Raw genomic sequence first — 17,607 nt, forward strand, 5'->3', positions numbered from 1 at the left:
TTTTATTTTTATTTAAAAACAGAGAGATAATCCGTTATCAAAAGGGGTCTCAGAAAAATTTTGACACTTTGCTAAATTTTTCTGATACTACTTTACATTCTGGCACTAAATGTGTGGTTTTCTTTCACACTGCCCCAAACATTCATAAACCTCTGCGTATTTGTCGCCGTATAAATCACCGTATGCCGGATGTTCCGGTGCCCTAGGTAATCCTGTATCAGACGTGTATCACGCCCTAAATCCGCCAGCGCGTAACCGCATCCGTGTCTCAGCATATGGGGATGCGCTGAAATACTGACGCCGCCCAGTTCGCCGTAACGTCTGAGCAATAACCGGACCTGATGGCGCGACAGCGGCCCCCCTTTCTGCGACAGGAAAAGCCAGTCAGAGTCAGCATCCCGCCAGCGACGGCGCACGGTTAACCAACGCATCAATGCGGGCAATTCGGCATCGAACAGCGGATGCTGTGTTGACAGGCTATTTTTGAGCCGCCTGACATACACCGAACCACCGACCAAATCGATATCCGACAGGCGCATTCCACACAGTTCACTGACCCGCAGACCGTGTAAAAAACACATCTGAATCAGGCAGTAATCACGCTCAAAATGGATCCCTCTGTCCGCTGCAAGCAGTATCTGCCCCACTTCATGGCGGGTCAGATGTTTTCGTTTTACTGGCATAAGCTTTGCTCCTTAAACACAATAAAAAATGAAGAAAAAAACAGGCCGGAACCACTTTCGTAGCCCGGCCTGAACCACAGAATAACACCAGAAAGCCCGGCAAAGGTTGATGACAGACTCAACAATTTTCACAGGCTGGTTCCAGTTTTCAGCAGTGATCGAATGAGCATTGCGCTACACCCGGCAGAAGAAAACTCTGTTGCCGGAGGCGTTATGCCAGACCGCTCTTCTCTTCTGTTGCTCCTGATGCTGTGCGCCGCTTTCCCGCTCAGAGCCATTACCACGCCGGAAATTGCCGCTTCTGCCCTGTCGCCGGACTGCGTGAACTACCGGGTTGTCGGCCTGTGCTACTGGTTGTACTGCACGCCGTTCGGCTGTACGGTGCGTACGTCGGTGAAGGTCAGTCATTTCCGTCCGGATCTGGTGGTGTCGGCTTACAGCAACACCGGGCAAAGTCCGTGGACGGAGATGTCGTTACTCAGCCCACCGTTGCCCGGTGTTGCCGAAGGCGGCGGCGATACGAATCCTCGTTCTGCCAGCCAGCACAGCAAGATCCGCTTTAAGAATGCCGATGCCATCGGCTTCCCGGCAGGCGATGAACTGGCAAAATTTTTCACCCAGTTTGGCTATATCTGCTCACCTTCATCGCAGCCTTTTCAACCGTACTTTCTGAGTCAACTCGATACGCTGGCATGGCGCAGCGGTGTGCCGGAAATGACCTGGCCGGAGGCGCTGACGCCGGGCATGCGGGAAGTCGGTCAGAACGGCGATATGTGGGGCAATATCTACCCGCGCGCCGGAGCCATCAGCCAGACGCACGACTATAAAGCCGCCTCCGTTATCGCCCAGCGCGTGGCCGATCTGGTGACGCGTACCGGGCAACCGCATATCTACACGCCGCTGACCGCCTCATCGCGCGCCGGGTACTGGCCGCCCTCCCCGGTTATCGAAGGCGACAGCGATAACCATCGCTGGCAGATGCTCACGCCGAAAAAATCCGCCGCCTGTTCGGTGTTTCCGGATGGCAGCACCACCGACACTTACGCCGACAAACTCGCGGAGGATGGTGCGTACGCCTGGACACTGTGGCGGCCCTATAAATGCTGTCCGCGCCGGGGGCAAACCTTTCTCGGCAGTACGGGTTAACGGAGGCGGTGATGAGAGTCCTTTGCCTGGTCTTACTGTTTTTCGCCTGGGTTTGCGTGGCGGCAGACAACTACAGCTTCCGCACGCGAGGCGCGGTTGACGACCTGCTTTACTACCAGATTGGCGGCGGTGAAGCCGTCATGCCGCCGCCCGTACGCCGCAGCCCCTCGCCGCTTAGCTTAGGTCTTGGCTGGAACGCCGATATGATGTGCGGCAATTTCGATATCGACACCACGGTGCGCAACCAGCTAAACGGCATCACCGACGGCTTCCAGCAACTGATGGGTAACGTTATCCAGAGTGCCACCGGCGCGGTTGCCAGCCTGCCCGCGATGATTATCCAGCGCGCCAATCCGCAGCTTTATGATCTGCTGACCAACGGCGTGCTGCAGGGACGGCTGGATTTTGATAAGTCGCTGCTGAACTGCCAGAAAATGGCGGAGAAGATGACCGATTTAGCGACAGACTCCGCCTGGTTTTCCGGAGCCAAAGCGGAGAATTACCAGTCCCTCGCCGCCAGCGATAATGACGCCATCCGCACCGACCAGAAAGCGGCAAAAGAGGCCGCCGAAAAGGGTAAGCGCTGGATGGGCGGCGAAAAGCGCGGCGGCAAAGGCCAGCCGCCAATCAAGGTAGTCCATGACGCCACCGTCGCAGGCTGGAATATTCTCAACCAGCAGCCCGCCACCAGCACCACGTCTCTTACCGCCTCCGAATGTGACGGGGAACTTTGTCGCACCTGGACATCCCCTGAAGAGGCCGCCGGATGGATGACCCGCGTGGTCGGCGAGCAGACTATCAGCGTAGCGCAGGTCACCGACGATCCGGATGCACGCTCCGGCGCACAGGCGGGGATCGGACTGCATCCGCTGATCGACGAAGAAAAGGCGAAGATCCTGCCCCTCCTGACAGATCTGGTTAATGGCAGTCAGAAACCCGGCTCCGATAATCTGGCGAAAGCCTCCGGCGGATCCATGCAACTGACCCGCGGCGTGGTCGAGGCGCTACGCGACGATCCGGATGTTGCCGTCCTCACCGAACGGCTGACGGGAGAGCTGGCGCTGGCCCGCGTTACCGAACAGGCGCTGCTGGCCCGGCGCACGCTGCTCGCGGGCATGCGCGAACCCAATATCGCCAACGTCAAAGAAGCGCAGGAGAGCTTAGGCAAAACCACCGCCCAACTGGATGAAGAACTGAACCAGCTTAAACTGGAACTCGATTTCCGCCAGGCGCTGACGCGCAATACCGCAAGCCTTATCCTGCAACGCAAACAGCAGCGCGACCAGCTTCAGGGCCAGGCGGTGGAAGTGCCGGACGACAATGACCGCCGCATACATCAATTGAATAACCCGCGGCCGGACAGCCCGCGATGACCGCCAACAGCTATTTCGAGTATGTGCTCACCCTGCTCGGCTGGCTGGTGAACAACGGCGTGTGGCAGACGCTGACCGCCACCGGGCTGTTCGCCCTGCCCCTTCTGGCAAAACTGGTCGCCCTGTGGCTGAAGGCGCGCGGCCAGGGGGCGGATGAAGGCAACGTCGCCCGCCTGCTGGTCGTCTGGGTGGAGCACTCGCTCTACAGCGCCCTGCTGGTGATCCTCTTTGCGGGTGTGCCGTTCCTCAATGTTGATATCAATACCCTCACCTACGACAGCCAGCGCACCAAGCAGTGCGGCTGGTCGGTGGTACAGCCCGGTGATTCCGGCTATGCGCCGCTCATCAACGAACTCAGCGGCAAGAGCGCTTCCGTTCCGGTGTGGTGGTACTTCACGCATGCACTGGGTAAAGGCATCACCAGCGCCGCCGTCGCGGTTCTGCCCTGCAAGCCGGACCTGCGCCAGTTGCGCTTTGAAGTGCAGCACACCCGGATTGCCGATCCGGCGCTGGCGCAGGAGCTACAGGATTTCGTTAACGACTGCTATGGACCGTCGCGCGCACGGCTGAAAAAGCTCGGCAGCGATATCAGTGAGGAGCAAAGCCGGGAAGTGGACTGGGTGGGATCGTCTTTTTACCTCTCCACGCCGGGCTATTACGACCACGATCATTCCCGTTCACCGCGCGCCGCCTGGCCATATGACGCCAGCCGCGACGACGGTCTGAGCGATACGGGTGGCGGAGGCTATCCAGCATGTAAGGAGTGGTGGTCCGATGGTGAGGCGGGGCTGAAAAATCGGCTGCTGAAGCAGGTCGATACCACGCTCTGGCAACGGCTGCAAAAACTGGGGCAGTCGAAAGACGAGTACGAAGAAGCGGTATTGCGCTCGCTGGTGAGCCCGCGCAATATGCAGGTGTCACAGGGCGGGCTGGTGTATAACGGATTTGGTGGGAGTGCGGGAGATAACCTCAGCCAGACGCAGTTGCTAAGTCGCGTCGGTGGGATCATCGGCGCGGGGCTTTCGAGCTACGCTCTTTTTCCGGCGTTTGATAACGTCCGCCAGGCGCTGCCGATGGTGCAGGCGTTCCTCGAAATGGCGCTGGTGATTTGTATTCCGATAATTCTGTTGTTCTCGGCATGGGATCTTAAAACGGTCATCACGCTGAGCTTTGTGCAGTTCGCCCTGTTCTTTCTCACCTTCTGGTGGGAACTGGCGCGCTGGCTGGATAACTGGCTGATGCAGATGATGTACGACAGCGACACCCACTCGTACTTCAACCTCTGGGGCCTGCAAAACACCTCCGACGATCTGATTGTGAATATTATTATGGGCGTGATGTTCCTGGTGTTACCCGCATTCTGGCTGGGCGCACTGACGTGGGCAGGCGTCAGGATCGGCGCAGCAGTCGCCGGGGTGATGGGCAGCGCGGTCGGCGATATCCGCAGCGCTGGCGAACAGGTCGGGAAGATGATCGTCAGTAAAACACGCATTCCCTGAAGATTTCGTACTGACGGTGTGATGAACGGGGCTTGAGTCACCGGCATTTTGCGAGCATGATCGCAATAACATCAGCCTGTTACCCGGTTCATTCTTATGATCTCTCCAGAAACGCTGCAATCCGCCATCTCTAACGTCTCTGTCTGGCATCAGGGTGACGTATGCGCGCCGCATAAACCGCTACTGCTGTTGTATGTATTGTCGCAGTACAAAGCAGGCCATTCACGCCTGTTTAACTATGGCCTCGAGATCCACGAACCGCTTACTCGCCTGCTGAAAGAGTTTGGCCCCAAGCGACGCACCGACTATCCCAACATGCCATTCTGGCGGCTGCGAACAGACGGCTTCTGGGAGATCGCTCACGCAGAAGGTTGCAAACCGCGCAAGGGCAATACTCAGCCGACAAAGAAAGAACTGATTGATAACCAGGTGACGGGCGGCTTCGATGAAGCGGCTTACCAGCAATTGCTGGCACACCCTGAGATGATCGACCAGTTGGCCCAGAAGATCCTCACCGATCGCTTCCCGGAAAGTATTCAGCGGATCCTGGCCAACCAACTGGGATTCGATTTTATCGATCGCTCCAGGAACCGCGATCCGCGTTTCAGGGATATCGTTCTTCGCGCTTACCACTCACGGTGCGCGTTCTGTGGTTACGATCTCAGACTCGATGGCGCGCTGGTTGGTATTGAAGCGGCGCATATTCACTGGAAAGCGTACGGTGGTCCGTGCGTGGTAAATAATGGCCTGGCGCTCTGTACATTACACCATGACGCGTTTGATATGGGGGCGTTCGGACTGGATGAGAGTATGACCATCCGCATCTCCGGCGGCGTCAGTCGTAGTCCGGTGGTAGACCATCTGTTCTGGCACCGGGACGGCCAGCAGCTATTCCTTCCTTATGACAAAACGCAGTGGCCTGCTGAACAGTATGTTGGCTGGCACCGAAAACAGATTTTCAAAGCCTGAAAATACGCAACGGGCCGTTAAGCCCGTTGTTCGTTATATCACCGCAGTTCTATCACTCTCGCCCGCTCAGCCTGCTTTCGGTAGTGGTCGTATCGCTCCCGGAACCATGCTTGCTGTTCATCACTCATATTACCTGTCACGGCATCGATATCCACTGGCTGGCCCAAGGCGTGCATACGGGCAAAACTGCGCGCCAGAAAATCAAAATTCTTCAATGCGTTTATATCTTGTCGGTTCATTAGCATATCCCTCCAGTCATTGTGTTTACTGTTCAAGGTCATATGCTTTTCTGATTTCAGTATCCGCCCGAAAAAGATCATTTTTTGAGCGATGAGTGCGCATCAATCTGCCTGCGTTCACATTTCAGGAACTACAGAACTCTTCAGCCCCGGTAATGATTTTCCCCTCCCTTTTATCACCCGCGCAGAAAACACTACCGCCAGCCATGCAGTATGTTCGCCATGTATCCGGAAGGCGCGAACGGCGCAGATGCGCAGGATACCCGTACCATTCCATCCCGCAGGGAAACGCCCTGCGAAGGGTGTTCCCTGCTCATTTACAGGAGAAACACCATGTCGCTTTTCGATAAAAAACCGTCGTTAATGCCGGTGGTTATCGCCCCTGATGTCTGGCAATCCGCTGTGGAATTTCCCGCCGACCCGCAGCAGGTGGAAGAACGGCTGGGCAATCTGTTGCTCGCCGTACTGCTGACCCTGCGTACCGCCGGGACGTCCCGCAAGAAAGTCACCTTTACGATCTACTGCCAGCCGCCGCAGGGCGATATGAAAGTCCCTGTCGCATTACCGCTGTCGCTCAACTATCACGGCCACTATGTGCAGGTCTCGATGGCTGAACAGGCATAACCTCTCCCCGCCGGAGTCGCTTCCGGACGGAGGCAGCTCCGGCTTCTTCCATGAGGATCGCACAATGGACAGAAGCAACGATATCTACCAGAAAGTCACCGACCAGATTATTACTGAGCTGGAAAACGGCAATGTGCCGTGGATCCGCCCGTGGCGCGATGGCGAGCCGCCGTTCCCAATCAATGCGTTATCCGGTCGACCGTATCACGGCATCAACGTGCCGCTTCTGTGGAACAGCGCCGACAAGCAGAGCTTCGCCAGCGACCGCTGGCTGACGTTCCATCAGGTCAGCGCGCTCGGCGGGCAGGTGCGCCGGGGGGAGAAATCCTCTCTGGCGGTGTTGTATCTGCCACGCACACAGGAAGAGACCGATGCACTCGGCCAGCCGTTGCTGGATAAAGACGGCGAGCCGAAGGTGCGGCATTTCGGGATCATTCGTGAATTTCGGCTGTTTAACCTGTCGCAGTGCGACGGCCTGCCGCAGTCGCTGTCCGAGCCGTTTACCCGGCCCGCAGAACCTGTGGAGATGGCCGAAGCCATTACGATGAACAGCGGCGTGACGCTGCGCCATCGCCGCCAGTCGAAAGCGTATTACAAACCCGCGACCGACCTGGTGATGATGCCGCACCCGCAACAGTTTGAAAGCAGCGAGGCGTACTACGCCACGCTACTGCATGAACTGACGCACGCTACCGGTCACGCTTCACGCCTCAACCGTCCCGGTATTGCTGGAGCGGAACGCACCGAAGCACTCTACGCCGCTGAAGAGTTAGTGGCGGAGATGGGAAGCGCCTTCCTGTGCGCCTATTGCGGCATTCAGGGCAGGCTCCAGCACGCCAGCTATATCGGCTACTGGCTGGATATCCTGCGCCAGGACAAGCGGGCAGTGATCCGCGCCAGCGGTATGGCGCGCCACGCCAGTGAATGGCTGCTCAACGCTGTACCACAACCCTGTCAGCTTAGCGCCTGACAGCCCACCCGCACGGGGAGTCTTCCCCGCCGGGAAGTTGCTCCCCTTTTTCTGGAGTGAGATATGGGCCTCGATCTTTTCTTTTTCGAACGGGCGAAAAACGCGCCCGATGAAAGCCAGTACGACAGAGTGGGTTATTTCCGCAAGGTGAACCCGTTACTCAAATGGGTGGATAAACACGTTGGGCTGGTGCGCAACCAGGTGCTGTTAGAAGTCACAAAAGCACACTTGCAGGCGCTTTTGAGTGACCTGCAGAACCTGACGCCGGATAACTGCGGCGCGGTTTATCCCACGATTGATGGCTTTTTCTATGGTTATACCGATTATGGAGAGCACTACTGGAAAGATGTTCGCGCCGTCACCATCTGGGTGAAGGAGACGCTTAAGACGTTTGATTTTGAGCGAGACAGGTTGATGTTTTATGCCTGGTGGTAGTATTAAAGTGGCCGACAAAACGTCGGTCACTTTTCCTCATCGGCCAGAAATACAGCGCCAGATATACACATGAGAGCATACAGTTTTTACTAATAAAAATGTAAAAGGCCCAAAGGGAGACACTGCAAAGGAAGGGCGACAAGGGCAAAGGGGCCTGCCCGGAAAGGGGAAATATGCTGAAGTGGCTAAAAAGACCATCCCAGAGCCAGCCACCTGCGCCAGGCGCTACGCTGCCAGAGGGTTGGTTTGCGCCACAATCCGCAGAACAATTGCTGGCGACGCCGTTACGCCAGTCCTGTTTGCACCAGTTACGGCAACTGACCCCGCTGCCGGATACCCTGTTCGATAGCTGGATCCTCACGGCGATTCATCGCTTCGCCGCACTGGTGCAACTGCTACCCGCCTCCCAAAGTCATCACCACTCCATTCCCGGTGGGCTACTGGATCATTCGCTGGAGGTTGCCTGCAACGCTATCCGACTGCGCCAGGGTTATCTGCTGCCACCGGAAGCGGGTGCAGAAGAACAAGCCCGGCAAGCCAGCGCATGGACGGTCGCGGTAGTCTGCGCGGCATTGCTGCACGACACGGGAAAAATCGCCGTCGATATGGAAATCCATCAACTGGGTGGCACCAGCTGGCATCCGTGGCAAGGTAATCTGACTCAACCTTATCGCTGGCAGTACCAGAGCCACGGTCGCGACTATCATCTGCATCCGGCGGCTGGCGCAATGCTGATTAATCAGTTGATACCCTCGCCGTTACTGGACTGGCTGGCCGGATACCCGGCAGCTTTTGCATCCCTGATTTATCAGCTTACCGGACACTACGAACGGGCTGGCGCGCTGGCGGAACTGGTACAGCAGGCCGATAAAGCCTCTGTCGCCCGATACCTCGGCGGCGATATCAAAACCGCGCTGGCGCAAAAGCCCTCTTCCTTTCCCCAGCAGCTTCTTACCGCCTTGCGGTCGCTGGTACAGAACGAGTACCGACTCAATAATCCCGAATGTGGATCCGATGGCTGGCTGACGGAGGATGCACTGTGGCTTATCAGCAAAACCACCGCCGACCGGGTTCGCGCCTGGCTGCTCCAGCATGGCGTATCCAGCGTGCCGGAAAACAATAACCGCCTGTTTGACGAACTGCTGACGCATCAGCTTATCGTTGCCAATGAGGATAAAGCGATCTGGCGCTGCATTATCCGATCGGATAAAGGCTGGTCGCCCGTTGAACCGCTGACGCTGCTGCGCCTGACGCCGTCTGCAATCTGGGAACAGGGAGAACAGCGTCCCACCAGCTTTGCCGGTGATGTGACACCGGTGAGTGAAGCCGAACCCGCCCCTGAACTTAGCACACCGACTCAACCGCTGCCGGAGATAGAAGACGACCCGAGGCTTAGTGACAATAACAACTTTCTGCAGTGGCTGAAGAACCACACCAGCCCTTCAGGCACGGTGAATACCCGCAACGGCAAGGTACATGTGGTGGAGAACCATCTTTTCTTGATTTCGCCGGGGATCTTTAAGATATACGCCTCAGAAACCACTGGAGTCACCAGCGACGGCTGGAAGCTGGCACAGCGAATGTTTCAGGAGTCAGGGCTGGCCCTGCGCTGTAATGATGACAGTTTTATCTGGACCTGCGATGTTCACGCGCCACAAAAGAAAAGTAGTCAGTTGAAAGGGTTTCTGATGGAGGATCCTGGGCTGGTGTTTGGAGAGAAAGTGCAGATGAATAATCCGTGGCTTAAGCTGCTGCGCGAATAGCAAGTTATATCAAAATACTCTCTTCCACCGAGCTACAGCGAATGGGCTTAAATACCTAAAGAGCCGAATGATATTCAATAATTGATTTCAATTCTTCAGGCGAAAAAGGCGGATTACGTCGATGTAACATGGCATGGCAATTAGGGCAGACGGGAATAAGATCTTTTTTGGGATCCAGAGAGTAATTCTCTTTGATGTCTGATAGCGGAATCAGGTGATGTATATGGATAAAACCTTTTGCTATCTCACCATACACCTTCATCATATCAATACCACATACTCTGCACAGACAACCATGCCAGGCTAATGCGGCCTGTCGGGCCTTACGGTCGCGTTCATAGCGGTTAACCGTTACCTGCGTAGCTGCACCTTCATTAAATACGCTCTGCGGCGGCAGTTCATCAGGAAAAATACTGATGGCAGGTTGCTCGTTACCCAAATTTTTCTCAACGATCTGAAACCCTTGATCGGTAAGCAACTTGACGCATTTCGACTTGATACCACCACTAAAATCTTCAGGGGAAAACTCAACGCCTGTCATATTTAAAGCAGCAATACCGACTATCGCTTTCGGTGGATAACTGCGCCCTGCAAAGACCACATCATACAGCCGGGACTCGCTGAACTGGTGGGGTACACCTTCATCATAGGCGCGCATAGCCGCAATAATGCATTCCCTGGAAAGCTGGTCTGGCAGTTTCTTCTTCATTTACAACTCATCATCCCTGAAACGACATATGCTAACTCTTTATTTTATAGCATATTAATTTATCCGGAGATAAACAGCACTCTTCAATTTCGCGCGGGATACGGGCATCAGTGCAGCGGTAGCGTAACGTAGCGGCAGAGAAACCGCGCCTCATGCTGATTGTCCAGCCGTATCTGAAAGATATCGTGTGTATCCTGCGCGGATGCATCCTCACGCCACGCCAGCAGGCCCTGTTGGTTCATGCGGATAATAATCTGATCGGGCGTTTCGCCCTGATTCAATGCTTCGACTACCTGTTGCAGAGGAAGCGGTAGCGTCTGGGCAGGCCACATCACTTCAACACTTACGAGCTGGCGGTGTGTCCGGGGTAACATCGGTAGTTTCCTCCATGGCTAGAATTTAGCGGTTAATTAGCCATGAAATAGGGGCATTTTTTGCAGTTGCAAGGTTGCCGAGAGACCTCATTTAAAGGTCAATACATCTCAGATAGTGAAGTCTCTTCCCAGGCAAATCCAGATAGTCTGCGCCAAGCGTCTGAGGATATGTCGATAAAAAGCATTTTTTTAAACATATAGCCAAAACATGTTTATGCCATCGACACGTTACGGCGATATATCGATAAAACACGATTTTTTAAACATGATGCCGTGACATGCTTATAGCATCGACATATGATGTCTATATGTCGATGAAATCGGTTTTTATAAACATATGAACTGGAATCCCGAAGCCCCTTACAACGCTCTGCCAAAGCTGCCGCCTGATCTGCAGCAGATAGAAACACGTAATGTACTAAAAGCGTGTATAAATGCGCGCGCGGCAATTGCAGAGCTGAAAACGGCGGGTGAGTTGATCCCCGATCAGGGATTGTTGATTAACATTCTCCCGATGCTGGAAGCGAAAGATTCCTCACGCATTGAGAACATCGTAACGACCAGCGATCAGCTCTTTCAGTATGCTGATCGTGCAGACGGAGCAGATCCAGCAACCAAAGAAGCATTGCTCTATCGTACGGCACTTTATGATGGTTATACCCATCTTGAGACCTATCCACTTTGCACAAACACCGCAATCGCTATCTGTACCAAATTACGCGCAGTTCAGACCGATATAAGAAAAACACCGGGCACGGTACTGCGCGATCAGAATAACAGCGTGGTGTATACGCCCCCGGTGGGTGAAGATACTATTCGTAACTTATTGGCGAACTGGGAACAGTTCATACATGGCGATGATGATTTAGATCCATTAGTGAAAATGGCTATTGCGCACTATCAGTTTGAGTGCATCCACCCTTTTCCGGATGGGAATGGGCGAACAGGCCGTATCCTGAATATTCTTTACTTGATTCAAAATGAATTGCTTTCACTGCCTATCCTGTACCTGTCACGCTTTATCCTGGAGAGACGTAGTGATTACTACACGCTATTGCGTAGGGTAACAGAGGAAGGAGACTGGGAATCGTGGATATTATTTATGCTGGAGGCCGTAGAAAACACGTCTCGATGGACGACTGACAAGATTGCGGTCGTTCGGGCATTGATGGCAGAAACGACCGAGTATGTACGTGAGAAGCTGCCAAAAATTTATACCTATGAACTCATCCAAGTGCTCTATGCGCAACCGTATTGCCGGATCGATAACCTTGTTGAACGAGGTATCGCTAAACGCCAGACGGCATCAGCATACCTCAAACAGTTGGTAGATATAGGCATGCTGGAAGAAATGAGCGTTGGTCGCGAAAAGCTGTATATCAATACTAGGTTGGTGCAGGAATTGAATCAGTAAAGCTTACTGGTTCCACAGTTCACCACTGCTGGTCCCAGCTATCAGACGATTTATGTTCGCCCCTACGGCTTACGACCTGAAGCTTAAGGTCCAGAGCGGCAAGCAGCATAAAGAGCGTACCTATGCGGATCCCCTCAGGATGATTCACAAACTCTGAAACCGTTGATTGTTTCATGCCTATACTTTCTGCAGTTTCGCGTTGAGTCAGCTTACATTGCTTGCGAGCATTCCTCACTGCCTGAGCCAGCATTTTGGGTGAAGTAACGTTCATTTTATCCCCCATGACAGATATTTTCCGTATATACGCTTTAGGGGATAACTATATGTTCTTAAAAGGAGATATCATTTGAAGTCTTATGAAACTCTATTTTCGTATCCATATACTTATATATACATGCAAAAGACATTGTTAAAGGCACTGTATAAAATCATGATCGACCACAAAAATCGTAGTTAGTGATAAACCAACCATATTTTTATCATTAAAATTCAAATAACTACAAATAAAACCATTAAAAAAACCTTATCAATCTTCCGTTTTCAGACTTTGTTTAACTACTAAAATCATGCAACTTATCACCTCAACAATGAGATTGAGAGACAGCACTACGGCAAACAGCTCTGCCGCAGTAAATAACTTATCCTTAGAAGGAATCAACTCATGCTTGGGATAATTTATTAGAGGTAAGTCATAATTTCGAAGGTACGGCAAAAAAATTGTTGCGCCTAAACAGATCACAAGTAATTTCAGATCAGCTTCTAAACTTCCCAAGTAACTTGTAAAACTTGAGCGTTTTTGCCCCTTATTGATGACCGCCAGAATGCCAAAAATTACAGAGATCCCTGCAGTAATCCCTCCAAGAATTGAGCCGATCACCCCTGCCGATGCCTGCTCAAGCAGGGTATAAACCTGTTTATCGGTTGACGATAACGCTAAGCATAATATGAATAGCGCTATAGCTTTAATCCAGACGCCTAGATTCTTCATTTTTGTATGTGTACCTTTTTTGATGTAATGCTATGATTTCTTTGATATCACTCGGTGAGTAGCCATCTAACTGAATTTCTGAAATCTCACCTTCGATAAGGACTATCTTGGCCGTTTGATTACTGGATACAGTTGTAGGTTTTGATTTGAGTGTTTTTCGACCTTTAATTAACCAAGAACCACCACCATCTTTTACCCAATCAACAAAAACAGATGCCCAATGAGAACCTTTAAGCTTTAAATTACCATCTGTGTTTTCAAATGTTGTGGTTACAGCGTTTGCATTAGTATCTGCCTCAAGCTTTCGCAAATCGTCAGTTAAGGCCTGCTTGCTACTTCCGAAAATATTCGGAGTAATCAACGTAAAACTAACTTTATCAATAAACTGAAGTCTATGATATTCAGACCAAAAATCTTCCATTTCAAGGCAAGCTTCGATAAATACTCTTAGCCCCAATTGGGCCAAATAGTCGTTGTTGGCAAGATCTTCAAATGCCTTAGCAACTTGATGCGCATCCTTGAATACCGCTGTTTTCTTCTCGACCAATAACACTTGCTCTTCTCTATCCCAGATCCATACGATAGGTGGATAATTGTCTACATCGAATTCGCGAAAATCCTTATCATGTCCTTTAATTTTTTGCTGTTTTGATATGACCCCAGCCATGACACCTTCAGTGGGTTTTATACTCAGCTTCAGGGTGTAGCTGGTTTTCTTATGAACGGATGGTGTTGATGATGTCAGATGTAACTTTTGCGCGCTGAATACTATGGCATTTTCAAAATGCACAATGTCTTTTTGAACAGATCCCTTTGAAAAAAGATCAGGGTCGCGTGGTCTCATTAACACACGTAAGGCGAACAATTGCATAAGAAAACTCCTGTAAATTAATTGATTTTATTATTCCATAAAACCAAGGACCTACAAGAGGTTAAATTTTTTCACTACTGTATAAATACACAGTATCACTGAATGGGATAAAATTCAAACTTTGATTTTCACTCAGTTTTTAGCATTGCCATCACAGTGCAGAGCCGTCTAACTAGGCGATTAATGCCCTAAAAGTATATGGACATCAATACCTTTTGCTTCGTAAATGCTGCTAAAGAACCTTGTTCGTAATGCCACTGGAGCATCATCCCCCAACTTAATCTCTACCTTATCCCGCAACCTACTCCCCCGACTCAACCTCATCCTGCGCCGCCATCAGTACTAACTCTGACTTTGACACCAACAAATCTTTCGGCTTCCCTCCTCTCAACCTGCGATTTGCCGAGCCGAACCAGATTGCTAGCCCCCATGGGGTCTTACGTTCTTTAAACAGCGAGAGAATCAGCCTGACAACCTTGAGGGGCCTCATTTTCTCATCCAGAACATAATCCGGGTACAAATCCTCACCATCGACCTTCAGCGAGAATATCTTCCCAGCGGCTTTCCAGCCTTTCGGGCCAGCATCAGGATCGGCGGAACGAAAGCCCGCTTTTGCGGATAATTCAGACGCCGTCAGCCATTCCGAGTCAGCCAGTATTCTGGCTTTCAGCTCCTCTAGCTGCCGGTCATTGCGCTCCTGGAAACTCATATGGTCGAGTGCGCCTCCCGGCGACTTTTTGAAGCCATACGGTACAACATGCCTGAACCGGTTTGCATCCAGATAATCCGCCCACCACTGCATCATTTCCCGGCGCTCTTCCAGGTGCTGCGCCTTATGGATATACGCGGCACGTACGCGCTTGCGCTCCTGATGGCTCATCTGGCGTTCGACCGCGTCACTTGACCACAGACCCGACTCCACCAGCGCGCTACAGGCCATAGTGCGAAAACCGTGGCCGCAGACGTCTTTCTGGGTGTCGTAGCCCATCACCCGCAGCGCTTTGTTGATGGTGTTTTCACTCATCGGTTTGCGGTAGTTATGATCGCCGGGGAACACCAGTTCAGTTCCCGGTCGGCAATGCTGCCGCACCTCGTGCAGCAGTTCGATGGCCTGACGTGACAATGGGACCAAGTGTGGGGAGTGCATCTTCGCCCCACGCGCTGAATATTTAACGCCGGGGATCGGCTCACGCTCGGCAGGGATGGTCCACATGGCGTTACGCAGGTCAATTTCATCCCAGCGGGCGAAGCGCAGTTCGCTGGAGCGGATAAACAGCAGCAGCGCCAGCTTTACCGCCAGTTGAGTCAGATGACGGCCTTTGTAATCGTCGATTCTTTCCAGGAAATCAGGGATAAGATTCAGATCCAACGCCGGGTGGTGACGAACTTTGGGCGTGGAAACCGCGCCGGTTAAATCTGATGCAGGGTTATGATCGATAATGCCGTTCTGGACGGCATAGCGCATCACGCAGGCAGTGCGCTGCTGAAGCCGGGAAGCAACATCCAGTTTGCCCGCTTTCTCCACCTCCTTGATGGGCACCAGCAGATCTTTGACCTTCATTTTGGTGATGTCACAGCTGCCGTTCGTGGGGAACACATAAAGCTCGAAATAACGCAGCACCCGCTTCTTATGTTCCGCCGACCAGTTCACGTTACTGGTGACCCATTCGCGTGCCACAGACTCAAACGTATGTTCCGGCGTTATCGCAAGGCGTTCTGCTTTTCGGTGTGCACTCGGATCGATGCCGGAAATCAGCAGTAATTGGGCCTCTTCACGCATGCGTCTTGCCTGTGCAAGCGTCAAAAGCGGATAAGGCCCTAAAGCGAGCTTTTTCTCTTTGTTTACAAAGCGGTACTTGATGTACCAGCGTTTTGAACCGTTAGGATTAACCAGCAGGTAAAGTCCATGCGAGTCACTGAGCTTATACGGCTTGCCACAAGGCTTGGCGTGGACTATAGCGCGATCTGTTAGTGCCATTTGGGGGCCTCACTATTATCGAACTACGTCTAAGCCCCCAATTTGGCCCCCAAATCGTGTGGATGTCAATGGATGAAAAATGACCAACACGGAAATACCACAAAACAAATATGGTTATTACCGGAAAATAAATTATCTTTGAATTACAGACGGATATGGACGAATTTGGACGGAAATGGACACAAAAAAAGCCACCCTTAGGTAGCTAATTATTGCATCACTTGGTGCCGAAGGCCGGACTCGAACCGGCACGTATTTCTACGGTTGATTTTGAATCAACTGCGTCTACCGATTTCGCCACTTCGGCACTGAAGAGGTATGCGGAAAACGTTGTGGATTATACCTGTCACACGCCACCATGCAAGCGGTAGCATATGCCCGGCTCGCTAAGTGTTGAAAAAATCAGCACAACCCTACGGCGGGCACCTCCTTAACCCCTCCTTCTGCGAAGCGACTCCGTTTCCCATGCTCTACACTTCCAGTTCAACACCACACTGAGGGAAACACGATGTCTATTATAAAAAGCTATGCCGCAAAAAAGGCGGGCAGCGAACTTGAACTCTATGAATATGATGCGGGTGAACTCAAGCCGGAAGATGTTGAGGTACAGGTAGATTACTGCGGTATCTGCCACTCCGATCTGTCGATGATCGACAACGAATGGGGCTTCTCTCAATATCCGCTGGTTGCCGGGCATGAGGTGATTGGCCGCGTCGTGGCACTCGGCAGCGCCGCGCAGGATAAAGGTCTGAAGGTAGGTCAACGCGTCGGGATTGGCTGGACGGCGCGCAGCTGCGGGCACTGCGATGCCTGTATCAGCGGCAATCAGATTAACTGTCTGGAAGGATCGGTGCCAACCATCCTCAATCGCGGCGGCTTTGCCGAGAAGCTGCGAGCAGACTGGCAATGGGTGATCCCGCTTCCAGAAAGCATCGATATTGAATCCGCAGGCCCTCTGTTGTGCGGCGGCATCACCGTCTTCAAACCGCTGCTGATGCACCACGTTACCGCCACCAGTCGCGTTGGGGTGATCGGCATCGGCGGCCTCGGCCATATCGCCATTAAGCTGCTGCACGCGATGGGCTGCGAGGTTACCGCATTCAGCTCCAGTCCGGCCAAAGAACAGGAAGTGCTGGCGATGGGCGCCGATAAAGTGGTCAATAGCCGCGATCCAGAGGCGTTGAAAGCGCTGGCAGGTCAATTTGATCTCATCATCAACACCGTCAATGTCGATCTCGACTGGCAGCCTTACTTCGAAGCGCTGGCCTATGGCGGCAACTTCCACACCGTTGGCGCGGTGCTGAAGCCGCTACCGGTTCCGGCGTTTACCCTGATTGCAGGCGATCGCAGCATCTCCGGTTCGGCAACCGGTACGCCGTATGAACTGCGCAAGTTGATGAAATTTGCCGGGCGCAGCAAGGTCTCGCCGACGACCGAGCTGTTCCCGATGTCGCAAATCAACGAGGCCATCCAGCACGTTCGTGACGGTAAAGCTCGCTACCGTGTGGTACTGCAAGCCGACTTTTGATTGCCTTCACCGGGCGGCATTCGCTGCCCGGTTTTGCTCCCCCT

18 protein-coding genes and 1 tRNA gene are annotated in these 17,607 nt (G+C 52.7%); 10 read left to right on the forward strand and 9 right to left on the reverse strand.

Annotation, left to right across the window (positions count from 1 at the left end; translation table 11 throughout):
• Positions 1-92: 92 nt before the first annotated feature.
• The gene (locus tag OGX81_RS02400) at positions 93-683 is read right to left on the reverse strand and encodes a tyrosine-type DNA invertase (protein ID WP_025713660.1); all 591 of its coding nucleotides are present in this window, start codon (positions 681-683) and stop codon (positions 93-95) included.
• Positions 684-896: 213 nt separating this feature from the next.
• On the opposite strand from OGX81_RS02400, the gene OGX81_RS02405 reads away from it, so the two are divergent.
• The 4 genes from OGX81_RS02405 to OGX81_RS02420 all read left to right on the forward strand — a co-directional run bounded on the left by OGX81_RS02405 (position 897) and on the right by OGX81_RS02420 (position 5,670).
• The gene (locus tag OGX81_RS02405; RefSeq protein ID WP_286487525.1) at positions 897-1,829 is read left to right on the forward strand and encodes a TIGR03756 family integrating conjugative element protein; all 933 of its coding nucleotides are present in this window, start codon (positions 897-899) and stop codon (positions 1,827-1,829) included.
• 11 nt (positions 1,830-1,840) lie between these two features.
• Positions 1,841-3,202 (forward strand): integrating conjugative element protein, encoded by a 1,362-nt coding sequence (locus tag OGX81_RS02410; protein WP_063851108.1) that lies wholly within the window; start codon positions 1,841-1,843, stop codon positions 3,200-3,202.
• A complete protein-coding gene (locus OGX81_RS02415; protein WP_286487518.1) occupies positions 3,199-4,701 on the forward strand; it encodes a conjugal transfer protein TraG N-terminal domain-containing protein in 1,503 nt (500 codons plus the stop codon). Before OGX81_RS02410 ends, OGX81_RS02415 begins: the two co-directional genes overlap by 4 nt.
• A gap of 96 nt (positions 4,702-4,797) precedes the next feature.
• The gene (locus OGX81_RS02420; RefSeq protein WP_286487519.1) at positions 4,798-5,670 is read left to right on the forward strand and encodes a phosphorothioated DNA-binding restriction endonuclease; all 873 of its coding nucleotides are present in this window, start codon (positions 4,798-4,800) and stop codon (positions 5,668-5,670) included.
• Between the two features lie 38 nt (positions 5,671-5,708).
• On the opposite strand, the gene glgS is transcribed toward OGX81_RS02420, so the two are convergent.
• Positions 5,709-5,909 carry a cell surface composition regulator GlgS gene (glgS, locus tag OGX81_RS02425; RefSeq protein WP_001561269.1) on the reverse strand — a complete coding sequence of 67 codons (201 nt, stop codon included), beginning with the start codon at positions 5,907-5,909 and terminating at the stop codon, positions 5,709-5,711.
• Positions 5,910-6,242: 333 nt separating this feature from the next.
• Here glgS and OGX81_RS02430 point away from each other — a divergent pair, with 333 nt between their 5' ends.
• The 4 genes from OGX81_RS02430 to mobH all read left to right on the forward strand — a co-directional run bounded on the left by OGX81_RS02430 (position 6,243) and on the right by mobH (position 9,701).
• Positions 6,243-6,533, forward strand: coding sequence for a hypothetical protein (locus OGX81_RS02430; RefSeq protein ID WP_014908067.1), 291 nt, complete (start codon positions 6,243-6,245; stop codon positions 6,531-6,533).
• A 64-nt stretch (positions 6,534-6,597) separates the two neighbouring features.
• Positions 6,598-7,503, forward strand: coding sequence for an ArdC family protein (locus OGX81_RS02435; RefSeq protein WP_286487520.1), 906 nt, complete (start codon positions 6,598-6,600; stop codon positions 7,501-7,503).
• Positions 7,504-7,566: 63 nt separating this feature from the next.
• Positions 7,567-7,938, forward strand: coding sequence for a hypothetical protein (locus tag OGX81_RS02440; protein ID WP_286487521.1), 372 nt, complete (start codon positions 7,567-7,569; stop codon positions 7,936-7,938).
• Positions 7,939-8,111: 173 nt separating this feature from the next.
• Positions 8,112-9,701: a MobH family relaxase gene (gene mobH, locus OGX81_RS02445; protein WP_047050433.1), complete on the forward strand. Its 1,590-nt coding sequence runs from the start codon at positions 8,112-8,114 to the stop codon at positions 9,699-9,701.
• Between the two features lie 55 nt (positions 9,702-9,756).
• Here mobH and OGX81_RS02450 read toward each other — a convergent pair whose 3' ends face one another.
• Together OGX81_RS02450 and OGX81_RS02455 are read right to left on the reverse strand one after the other, a co-directional pair.
• Positions 9,757-10,410 carry an HNH endonuclease gene (locus OGX81_RS02450; RefSeq protein WP_047050432.1) on the reverse strand — a complete coding sequence of 218 codons (654 nt, stop codon included), beginning with the start codon at positions 10,408-10,410 and terminating at the stop codon, positions 9,757-9,759.
• Between the two features lie 107 nt (positions 10,411-10,517).
• Positions 10,518-10,784: a hypothetical protein gene (locus OGX81_RS02455; RefSeq protein ID WP_047050430.1), complete on the reverse strand. Its 267-nt coding sequence runs from the start codon at positions 10,782-10,784 to the stop codon at positions 10,518-10,520.
• A gap of 337 nt (positions 10,785-11,121) precedes the next feature.
• Between OGX81_RS02455 and fic the strand changes: the two genes are divergently transcribed.
• Positions 11,122-12,198, forward strand: coding sequence for a protein adenylyltransferase Fic (gene fic / locus OGX81_RS02460; protein WP_047050428.1), 1,077 nt, complete (start codon positions 11,122-11,124; stop codon positions 12,196-12,198).
• A 19-nt stretch (positions 12,199-12,217) separates the two neighbouring features.
• On the opposite strand, the gene OGX81_RS02465 is transcribed toward fic, so the two are convergent.
• From OGX81_RS02465 to OGX81_RS02485, 5 genes are all read right to left on the reverse strand, one after another.
• Positions 12,218-12,469 (reverse strand): helix-turn-helix domain-containing protein, encoded by a 252-nt coding sequence (locus tag OGX81_RS02465; protein WP_063851115.1) that lies wholly within the window; start codon positions 12,467-12,469, stop codon positions 12,218-12,220.
• 255 nt (positions 12,470-12,724) lie between these two features.
• Complete coding sequence (locus OGX81_RS02470; RefSeq protein WP_047459333.1) at positions 12,725-13,186, reverse strand: hypothetical protein; 462 nt, start codon at positions 13,184-13,186, stop codon at positions 12,725-12,727.
• Complete coding sequence (locus OGX81_RS02475; RefSeq protein ID WP_045292370.1) at positions 13,161-14,057, reverse strand: hypothetical protein; 897 nt, start codon at positions 14,055-14,057, stop codon at positions 13,161-13,163. Before OGX81_RS02475 ends, OGX81_RS02470 begins: the two co-directional genes overlap by 26 nt.
• Before the next feature lie 301 nt (positions 14,058-14,358).
• On the reverse strand, positions 14,359-16,035 hold the full coding sequence (locus OGX81_RS02480; RefSeq protein WP_074143872.1) for a tyrosine-type recombinase/integrase: 1,677 nt from the start codon (positions 16,033-16,035) through the stop codon (positions 14,359-14,361).
• 222 nt (positions 16,036-16,257) lie between these two features.
• Positions 16,258-16,342 (reverse strand) — tRNA-Leu (locus tag OGX81_RS02485).
• A gap of 201 nt (positions 16,343-16,543) precedes the next feature.
• Here OGX81_RS02485 and ahr point away from each other — a divergent pair.
• Positions 16,544-17,563 (forward strand): NADPH-dependent aldehyde reductase Ahr, encoded by a 1,020-nt coding sequence (ahr, locus tag OGX81_RS02490; protein ID WP_049009364.1) that lies wholly within the window; start codon positions 16,544-16,546, stop codon positions 17,561-17,563.
• Positions 17,564-17,607: the final 44 nt, after the last annotated feature.

Source organism: Citrobacter sp. CK206 (genome assembly GCF_030333125.1).
In the GTDB taxonomy this organism is placed as follows: domain Bacteria; phylum Pseudomonadota; class Gammaproteobacteria; order Enterobacterales; family Enterobacteriaceae; genus Citrobacter_B; species Citrobacter_B koseri.

Bases quoted from the DNA above. Each gene is read 5' to 3' on its own strand.
- OGX81_RS02410 (WP_063851108.1), top strand. From the start codon at position 1,841: ATGAGAGTCCTTTGCCTGGTCTTACTGTTTTTCGCCTGGGTTTGCGTG.
- OGX81_RS02435 (WP_286487520.1), top strand. From the start codon at position 6,598: ATGGACAGAAGCAACGATATCTACCAGAAAGTCACCGACCAGATTATT.
- OGX81_RS02440 (WP_286487521.1), top strand. From the start codon at position 7,567: ATGGGCCTCGATCTTTTCTTTTTCGAACGGGCGAAAAACGCGCCCGAT.
- OGX81_RS02415 (WP_286487518.1), top strand. From the start codon at position 3,199: ATGACCGCCAACAGCTATTTCGAGTATGTGCTCACCCTGCTCGGCTGG.
- OGX81_RS02475 (WP_045292370.1), bottom strand. From the start codon at position 14,057: ATGCAATTGTTCGCCTTACGTGTGTTAATGAGACCACGCGACCCTGAT.
- OGX81_RS02420 (WP_286487519.1), top strand. From the start codon at position 4,798: ATGATCTCTCCAGAAACGCTGCAATCCGCCATCTCTAACGTCTCTGTC.
- OGX81_RS02450 (WP_047050432.1), bottom strand. From the start codon at position 10,410: ATGAAGAAGAAACTGCCAGACCAGCTTTCCAGGGAATGCATTATTGCG.
- OGX81_RS02465 (WP_063851115.1), bottom strand. From the start codon at position 12,469: ATGAACGTTACTTCACCCAAAATGCTGGCTCAGGCAGTGAGGAATGCT.
- OGX81_RS02470 (WP_047459333.1), bottom strand. From the start codon at position 13,186: ATGAAGAATCTAGGCGTCTGGATTAAAGCTATAGCGCTATTCATATTA.
- fic (WP_047050428.1), top strand. From the start codon at position 11,122: ATGAACTGGAATCCCGAAGCCCCTTACAACGCTCTGCCAAAGCTGCCG.
- OGX81_RS02455 (WP_047050430.1), bottom strand. From the start codon at position 10,784: ATGTTACCCCGGACACACCGCCAGCTCGTAAGTGTTGAAGTGATGTGG.
- OGX81_RS02400 (WP_025713660.1), bottom strand. From the start codon at position 683: ATGCCAGTAAAACGAAAACATCTGACCCGCCATGAAGTGGGGCAGATA.
- OGX81_RS02430 (WP_014908067.1), top strand. From the start codon at position 6,243: ATGTCGCTTTTCGATAAAAAACCGTCGTTAATGCCGGTGGTTATCGCC.
- OGX81_RS02405 (WP_286487525.1), top strand. From the start codon at position 897: ATGCCAGACCGCTCTTCTCTTCTGTTGCTCCTGATGCTGTGCGCCGCT.
- OGX81_RS02480 (WP_074143872.1), bottom strand. From the start codon at position 16,035: ATGGCACTAACAGATCGCGCTATAGTCCACGCCAAGCCTTGTGGCAAG.
- glgS (WP_001561269.1), bottom strand. From the start codon at position 5,909: ATGAACCGACAAGATATAAACGCATTGAAGAATTTTGATTTTCTGGCG.
- mobH (WP_047050433.1), top strand. From the start codon at position 8,112: ATGCTGAAGTGGCTAAAAAGACCATCCCAGAGCCAGCCACCTGCGCCA.
- ahr (WP_049009364.1), top strand. From the start codon at position 16,544: ATGTCTATTATAAAAAGCTATGCCGCAAAAAAGGCGGGCAGCGAACTT.